General features: G+C 65.4%; 4 protein-coding genes. 2 read left to right on the top strand and 2 right to left on the bottom strand.

Annotated features, from left to right (window positions below):
• The first annotated feature begins 376 nt into the window (after positions 1-376).
• Together ACLP25_RS30215 and ACLP25_RS30220 are read left to right on the top strand one after the other, a co-directional pair.
• The gene (locus tag ACLP25_RS30215; RefSeq protein ID WP_442472785.1) at positions 377-952 is read left to right on the top strand and encodes a FecR family protein; all 576 of its coding nucleotides are present in this window, start codon (positions 377-379) and stop codon (positions 950-952) included.
• Between the two features lie 178 nt (positions 953-1,130).
• Positions 1,131-5,201, top strand: coding sequence for a beta strand repeat-containing protein (locus tag ACLP25_RS30220; RefSeq protein ID WP_442472786.1), 4,071 nt, complete (start codon positions 1,131-1,133; stop codon positions 5,199-5,201).
• A 237-nt stretch (positions 5,202-5,438) separates the two neighbouring features.
• Here the strand turns inward: ACLP25_RS30220 and ACLP25_RS30225 are convergent, their stop codons facing one another.
• Together ACLP25_RS30225 and ACLP25_RS30230 are read right to left on the bottom strand one after the other, a co-directional pair.
• Positions 5,439-6,029, bottom strand: coding sequence for a GNAT family N-acetyltransferase (locus ACLP25_RS30225; RefSeq protein WP_442472787.1), 591 nt, complete (start codon positions 6,027-6,029; stop codon positions 5,439-5,441).
• 12 nt (positions 6,030-6,041) lie between these two features.
• Positions 6,042-7,701: amino acid decarboxylase (locus ACLP25_RS30230; RefSeq protein WP_442472788.1), on the bottom strand; the 1,660-nt coding region annotated here is incomplete at its 5' end.

The following is a 7,701-nucleotide window of genomic DNA, read 5'->3' on the forward strand; positions in this document are numbered from 1 at the left end:
CCCTTGACGACGGGGCGCCGTCCAGACATGACCGCACCCGAAGCGTTCGCAAAGCCTCAACTAACCCTTGACGACGGGGCGCCGTCCAGACACGCCCTTCCCGGTCGTCCCGAAATGGGAATAGAGCGCAATACCGGCGTTTGCCTTGCTCGACGTCTTTTTGAAGGAACTTGCGTCGGGTCGATCACGCCTATGTTTTCCACGTCGACACCGTAGATCGTGCAGGCCGTGTTGTTGCGTTGTCCCATTGCTGATGGAATTGGGGCGAAATGGAATCAAGATATTGACATTCCGATTGCCTGCAGTGAATTTCGGTTGAACCGCGGGGTCTGGCGGTCTCTGGCAAGAGGAGGCGCCAATTCCTCGCTCAATCCGATTGCTTTTCGCGATCATCGTAGCGCTTGCCGCAGGGCAGGCCGCTCGCGCGCAACAGAACATTGGCTCGACCGCCGAGGCGCACAACAACGTCTCGCGCGAACTCAGCGGCGCCGCCGCCGCCCTTAACCCCGGCGACTCTGTCTTTCGCGACGAGATTGTCCGCACCGGCGCCGAGTCGACGGCGAAACTCGTCTTTCTCGATTCGACCAATCTGGCGATCGGTCCGACGTCGCGCGTGACGCTTGACGTCTTCGTCTATTCCGGCGGGGTCAGCGCGCAGAAGATGACGGTCAACCTCGCCAAGGGCCTTTTTCGCTTCACCACCGGCGCGCTCGACAAGCGAGCCTACGTCATCTCGACGCCGACCGCTTCGATCGGCGTGCGCGGCACGGTGCTCGATATCGGCGTCCAGGGTCCGCAGCAAATGCGCGTGACGCTGGCCGTGGGCAGGCGCTGGTCTGCCCGAAGCGGCCCGGGATCACATTCGAGCAGCAAGTGCGGAACTGCAGCAAAGGCGCCGGCGGACGCTGCGAGTGCCTCGATCTCAATCATGCCGGCCAAACGGCGCAGGTGAAGAGATCCGGCGGTGCGAACGAGGCGGCCTTCGTCTCGACGCCTGTCGATTTCGCTTCCCTCTGCTCGGGCGGTGGTTCGCTCTGCTCCGGCGCCACCTACGCGTCGCTGACGCCCGGAAGCGGAGGCGGAGGCGGGGGCGGCGGCTTCCCATCGGGGGCGCTATGCGGACATTAGCAGTGGACCGATACTGGCGCAGGGGCTCGGCCTTCGTCGCAGCGGCCGGCTTCGCGGCGCTCGTCCTGTTCTCGAGTGCGGCGCTCGCCCAGTGCGTCAATCTCGAGGACGGCGGAGTGGTCGCCCCGGCGGGACAAACCTGCGTCGTCTCTGGCAACTACGCCACGAGCGGCGATAACGAGATCGCCGGCCAGGCCACGGGCCTGAACGCGCTGATCACCGGGCCCAGCGAGGGCACGGTTTCGTTCATGACTTCAGGTGCGAACGCGAACGCGCTGCAGGCGGACTCGGGCGGCCACATCACGCTGACCGCGGGTACAGTGAATGCGACCGGCGACGGCTCCTACGGATTGTTTATTGAGGGAACCGGTTCGGCGCTCCAAGCCTCTGGCGTCGCGGTGTCAACAAGCGGCAACAGCGTGCCTGACGCAAACAACTGGTCGCATGGACTCGAGGTATACGATGGAGCGACGGCGACCTTCTCCGGCGGCTCGATCACAACGAGCGGAACGAGCGCCCTAGGAGTGGCGGTGGGGACAACGGGCCCAACTACCAGCGTCACGATATCGAACGGCGCCGCGATCCTCACGAATGGCGCCGGATCATCGGGAATTGCGGTGAACGGTTCGAACGCAACCGTTACCGCGGACGGCATCTCGATCACAACCCATGGAGGCATCGACACCAGCGACGATTTCTATGCAGACGGCGCGTACAATGGAGGCGCATCGTGGACTCCCAACGGCGGAGTCTTAAATCTCACGAATGTCAGCATCACAACGACGGGGTACGGCGCTTCTGGTGTGGTCACTGGGAACGCGGGAACGACGAACATCTCCGGCGGCTCGATCGCGATATCCGGCGACAGCGCAAACGGCGTCTTGACCCAGAGCGGCGGCTCTACAACGGTGAACGGCGGGTCCATCGACACGACCGGAAACGCCGCCTACGCCGTAACCGCCAACAGTGGAGGCTTCGCAACGCTCAATGGGACGACGATCGGTACGACAGGCAACGGTTCAGGCGGGCTCGGGATCAACGGCGCCGGCTCCGAAATCGACGCCACCAATGTGACCGTTACGACGACAGGCGCGTATGACACCGCCTCCGGCCAGCACTCCTACGGCGTGTACAACGGGCCCTACGGGACTTTCCCCGCCGGCGGCGTCGCCAAGCTGACCGACACGTCGGTGGCGACCGAGGGTGTTCAGATGTTTGGCGTCTTCACCGGTGCAGGCGGTTCGACGACGATTCTGGGCGGCTCGATTGCGACGGCGGGCTCGCTCGCCAACGCCGTTCAAACGAACAACGGCGGCCGGCTGACAATCGGCCTCGACGGCAGCGGGACCGCCACGACGATCTCCACGACCGGCGCGAGCGCCGCCGGCGTCGTCGCGTACAATGGCGGAGTCGTCGAACTCACCGGCGCGACGATCTCCACGACCGGAGCCGGATCGACCGGCCTCGGAGTGAACGGCTCGGGGTCGTCGTTAACGGCGAGCGGCGTCACCGTCACGACGCAGGGCGGCGTCGACTCGTCGACCGGGGATCACGCCGACGGCGCCTACAACGGCCCCTATGGCGCTTTGACCTCTGGCGGCGTCCTGTCGCTTGCCAACTCCAAAATCTCGACCAGCGGACCGACCGCAGACGGCGTCGCGACGGATGCGGGCGGCGCGACGACGCTGACGGGCGGGTCTATCAAGACTACGGGACTGGAATCGCCCGGAGTGAACGCCTACGGCGGCAGGGGCGTGACCCTATCCGGCATGAGCATCGCGACGACAGGAAATGGATCCAAGGGCATTGAGGTTCTGGGGACGGGATCCTCCGTCTCGGCCTCCGGAGTTACCGTGAGCACCGAAGGAACAATCAATTCCGCAGACGGCGATCACGCCTACGCCGTTTATAACGGCGCCAGCCCTGGAACTTCGTACACGACCGGGGGCACGGTGACGCTGAGCAACGTGACGGCGCAAACCACAGGCGCTGCGTCGAGCGCAATCGTGACCGCCGATGGCGGCGTCACCAACCTAAGCGGCGTCTCAGTCTTGACGACGGGCCAGGACGCCTTCGCGCTCAGCGTCTCGGGCTCCGGCTCTCAAGCCAACCTCAGCGGGTCGAACACGTTCACGACCCAGGGCGCAGGGGCGATCGGCGTCGTTGCAAGCCTTGGCGGCGTCATCAACGCGACTGGTCCGATCTCGGTCACGACGTCCGGCGGCGTTTCGCCCGCGACCGGTTTCGGCGCCAACGGCGTCGTCGCGGACGGCGCGGGGGCAAAGGTCAATCTCGCCACGGCGACGATCACGACCTCGGGCCCCGGCGCCTACGCGCTGGTCGCAAGCGACTCAACTGCAAGCGGCTCAGCCGGCGCGATCACAGCGTCGGGGGTGCTCAACATCAAGACGACGAACGCCTCCGACGTCGGCGTCCTGCTCCAGGGAAACGGCGCGTCCGTGGTCGCGGCAGGCGGCGGCGCGATCACGACGGCGGGGAACGCCATCGACTTCACCAGCGGAACCGGCCAGACCGCGACCTTTGACAAATTCAATATCGCCAATCAGTCCGGCGATCTGATCTTCGCCGATCCCTCGGTCGCAACGATCAATTTCAACGCCACGACCGCCAACGCAGGGACGAACAACCTGCTCGACGCCACCGCGGGCAGCGTCGTGACGCTGAACGCGAACGCCTCGAATCTGACCGGTGCCATCCGCACCGACTCAACGTCAACGTCCAACGTCAATCTCACGAACGGAACGACGTGGACCCTGACGGGCCCGTCGACCATCACCAATCTCGCCGTCACGAACAGCATCGTCGTGTTCGCGCCGCCCGGTTCCGGCGGCGGCTTCAAGACCCTCACGGTCACCAACTATTCCGGCTCGGGCGCCAACATCACGATGAACGTGGCGCTCGGCGGGCCGACCTCGTCTGCGGACCAGATCATCATCAATGGCGGGCACGCGACCGGCACGACGCTGCTCACGATCAGGAATGTCGGTGGCCTCGGCGGACAGACGACGGGTTCCGGCATTCCCCTCGTGATCGCGACCAACGGCGGCTCAATCGCCTCAAACGCCTTCGCGCTCGCGAGCACGCCGATCGTCGGCGGATTCAAGTACACCCTCAATGAGTCCAGCGACGAGTGGTTTCTCGTGTCACAGCCGACATCGACGGTCGCCGAAATCACGAACTCGATCACCAACGTCGCCAAGGCCCAGCAGACCCAGATGATCACCAATCGGGTGCTGAGCTCCATCCTGCTCGGGGCGACCGAGCAGGTCAGCTGCTCGAGCTGCGGCTCCGGCTTCGCCTCGATCGGCTCGTTCGCGGCCGGCGCCCACGGCCGATGGGGCTTGAGCGACGAACTGACCTTGATGGGCGGCTTTTCCTACAACCAGTGGAACGCCTCGGGCATCACGGTCGAAAACGCGCCGACCATCGCCGGATCGCTGGTCTACGACTTCTGGAAGTGGGGCCCGAGCCGGCCGTTCCTCGAGGCCGGTGGAGCGCTGACGCCCTACGAGGACGTCCATTACTCTCGCTCCTACGCCAATGGGCTGACGACGTCGGTCGGCACAGCCTCGGCGATCAACCGCGACCTTTCCCTGTTCGCGCGAGCTGGATGGGTCGCCCGCCTGAGCCCAACCGACGAAGCCGCGATCTACGGCGATCTCAGCCGAAACTGGATGCAAACCGGCGGTTACACCGAGGCGTCGAGCGCGCTCAACCCGTATCCGGCGACGGTCAGTAACGGCCTCGATCTCCTGAACGTCGCCCACGTCGGGGCCCAAATCACGCATCTCTTCAATGGAAACATTGAGGCGAACCTCAGCGGCGCCGTCGCTTACGGGTTCGGAGCGGGCGCCGGGGCCGCGGTCAACGTTTATGACTTCGGGCCGATCGCGCCGAACGCCCTGCCCAATACGACGTGGGTCGAGTACGGCGCCCGACTTGGATATCGCTACAGCGATCGCCTCGTCATTGACGCCTTCGTAGTCGGCACCGCGTTCGGCGCCGTCGGGACGACGCTCCACGGCGGAATCGGGCTACGGTATTCGTTCTGACAGTGTGGACCTTTAATGAAAGGCGTCACCGTAAGTGCGAATGACGAGGCGATACGGATCCGGCATCCTGTCGGGCAGGTCGAGGGTAGCTTGCCGTCCAGCTTGCGACGTTCGCAGTCGCGATCTGCAACGCCCGCTTCACGTCGTTTCGCGGCATTGAATTAGTGAGGGCGAACCCTCTTTAGGGTCGACTCCGGCAATCGATCGCTCTCGGCGCGAACCCGTCCCTCAAGCCCCTCACGCCTGCGGCGGCTCGGTCCCCCCGGGCCCGAGCGAGCGCTGGACCATGACCGTGTCGGTCCAGTGGCCGAACTTGAAGCCGATCGAGGGCAGGTAGCCAACCTGGCGGAAGCCGAACGCCTCGTGCAAGCCCAGCGAGGCGCGGTTGGCCGCGTCGATATAGCCGATCATCTGGCGGAAGCCCGACGCCGCGCAGGCGTCGATCAGCGCGCCCATCAAGAGCCGGCCGACGCCGCGCTGGAGATGGTCGTTGTGGACGTAGATCGAGTGCTTGATCGCGTAGCGGTAGGCGGGGCGCTTGCGGAACGGCACGGCGTAGGCGTAGCCGAGCACCACGCCGTTTTCCTCGGCGACGATATGCGGCATCTTGCGCTTCTGCATGTTCTTCCGGCGGCGCTTGATGTCCTCGGCGTCCGGCGGTTCGAACTCGCCGACGTCAAGCCCGGGATCGACGCCCCGCCGGATGTGGTGCAGGTAGATCGCCAGCATCGCCGGCACATCGCCGTCGCGCGAATCGCGGACCGAGATCCGTCGCTCCGCCGCCGGCTGCGGCGGCATCTCGGCTTCCGAAGTGGGTTTGGCGTCCATCGGCGTTCCGAATCACTCCCTGACGACATAGGTATAGAAGCGAACCGCCCCGGACGCGTCGGTTTCGCGATACAGGCCCTGGATTTCCGACTCAAAACCCGGGAAGACGTTCGAGCCCTTTTCGAACACCTTGAGGTATTCGATCATCGGCTGCGCCCGCGCGTCGATCCGCTCGCCCGGCACGATCGTGGCGATGCCCGGCGGATAGACGACGAACAGGGTCGTCGCGACGCGCCCCTCGAGCTCGTCGAGCGGCAGGTAATCGAGATTGTTGCGGGTCAAATGCAGCTGCGCCTCCCGCGGCGTCATCGCCATGGTCGGGATGTGCTCCGCCGCGAACTGCGCCTTCTGCAGGCGGCTGATGTCATGCTCGCGATAGAAGGCGTGCATCTCCCCGCAGAGGTCGCGCAGCCTCTTGCCGCGATAGCGCGCCGATCGCCTGGCGACGAACTCCGGCATCACGTCGTCAAGCAGCGCGTTGTCGTCGTGCAGGCGCTTGAAGGCGACGAGCGTCGAGACCAGCGTCCCGGCCTTGCTCGACTCGACCCCTGGCGTCAGCAGGAACAGCATCGAATTGAGGTCGTTCTTCTCCGCCACCACGCGGTTCTCGCGCAGATGCTGCACGACCACCGGGGCGGGAATCCCGTGCGGCTCGTAGGCGCCGGTCTTGCGGTCGAAGCCGGGGGTCAAGAGCGTCAGCTTGGCCGGATCGGTGATGGCGTAGCCCTCTTCGAGGCCGTGGAAGCCGTGCCAGGTCTGGCCGGGCGCGAGCGCCCAGAAGCGCGGGTCACGGGCGAGGAGGTCGGTCGACACGCTCTCCCACGGCACGTCATGCGCGCCGCCCTGGTAGGCCGCATCGCGGATCGCCACGCGGTCCGGGACGAAGGGATCGAAGAACCAGCGCCGCGCCGGATCGCGCTCCTTCTCCTCGAACTCGCGGCGGACCGCGCGGATCTTTTTCCTGAGTTCGATGCCGAGCCGGATGGTGTCGTCCCAGAGCACTTCGCCCGACCGGCCCTTCATCATCTGCGCGCCGACGTCGAGCGAGGCGAACAGCGGATAGAAGGGCGAGGTCGAAGCGTATTGCATGAAGCTTTCGTTGAACCGCCTATGCTCGAGCCGGCGCCGCTGGCCCTTGATGTGGCTGTCGCGCCGATGGATCTGCGAGGCCTGCGAGAAACTCGCGAGCTGCTTGTGGGTCGACTGGGTCGCGATGATCCCCGGAGATGTCTCGGAGAGCCCCTTGAGGCCCATGGCGAAGCGGCTCTCGTAGATCGGGTGGAACTTCATGAAGCCCGCCCAGGCCTCGTCGAACATAATGTAGTCGCACAAGGGGCCGATCCGCTCGAGCGTGCGCTGGGCGTCGTAGATCGTACCGTCGTAGGTGCACTGCTCGATGACCGCGACGCGGAACGGCCGCTCGCGCTTCCAGGCCTCGGGGTCCTTGATGAGCGGATTGGCGCGGATGCGCACGCGGATCGCCGTCTCGTCGAGCTCCTCCGGCCGGATCGGGCCGATGAGTCCATAGGCGTTGCGGTCGGTCGAAAGATAGACCGGGATGCCGCCGGCCATCAGCAGCGCGCCCTGATGGGCGGCCTTGTGGTTGTTGCGGTCGAAGAGGACGAGGTCGCCCTCGGCGACCAAACTCGTCAGCACGATCTTGTTGGACGAC

Origin of the sequence: Roseiarcus sp. (genome assembly GCF_052145395.1) — a bacterium.
Taxonomy (GTDB): Bacteria; Pseudomonadota; Alphaproteobacteria; order Rhizobiales; family Beijerinckiaceae; genus Roseiarcus.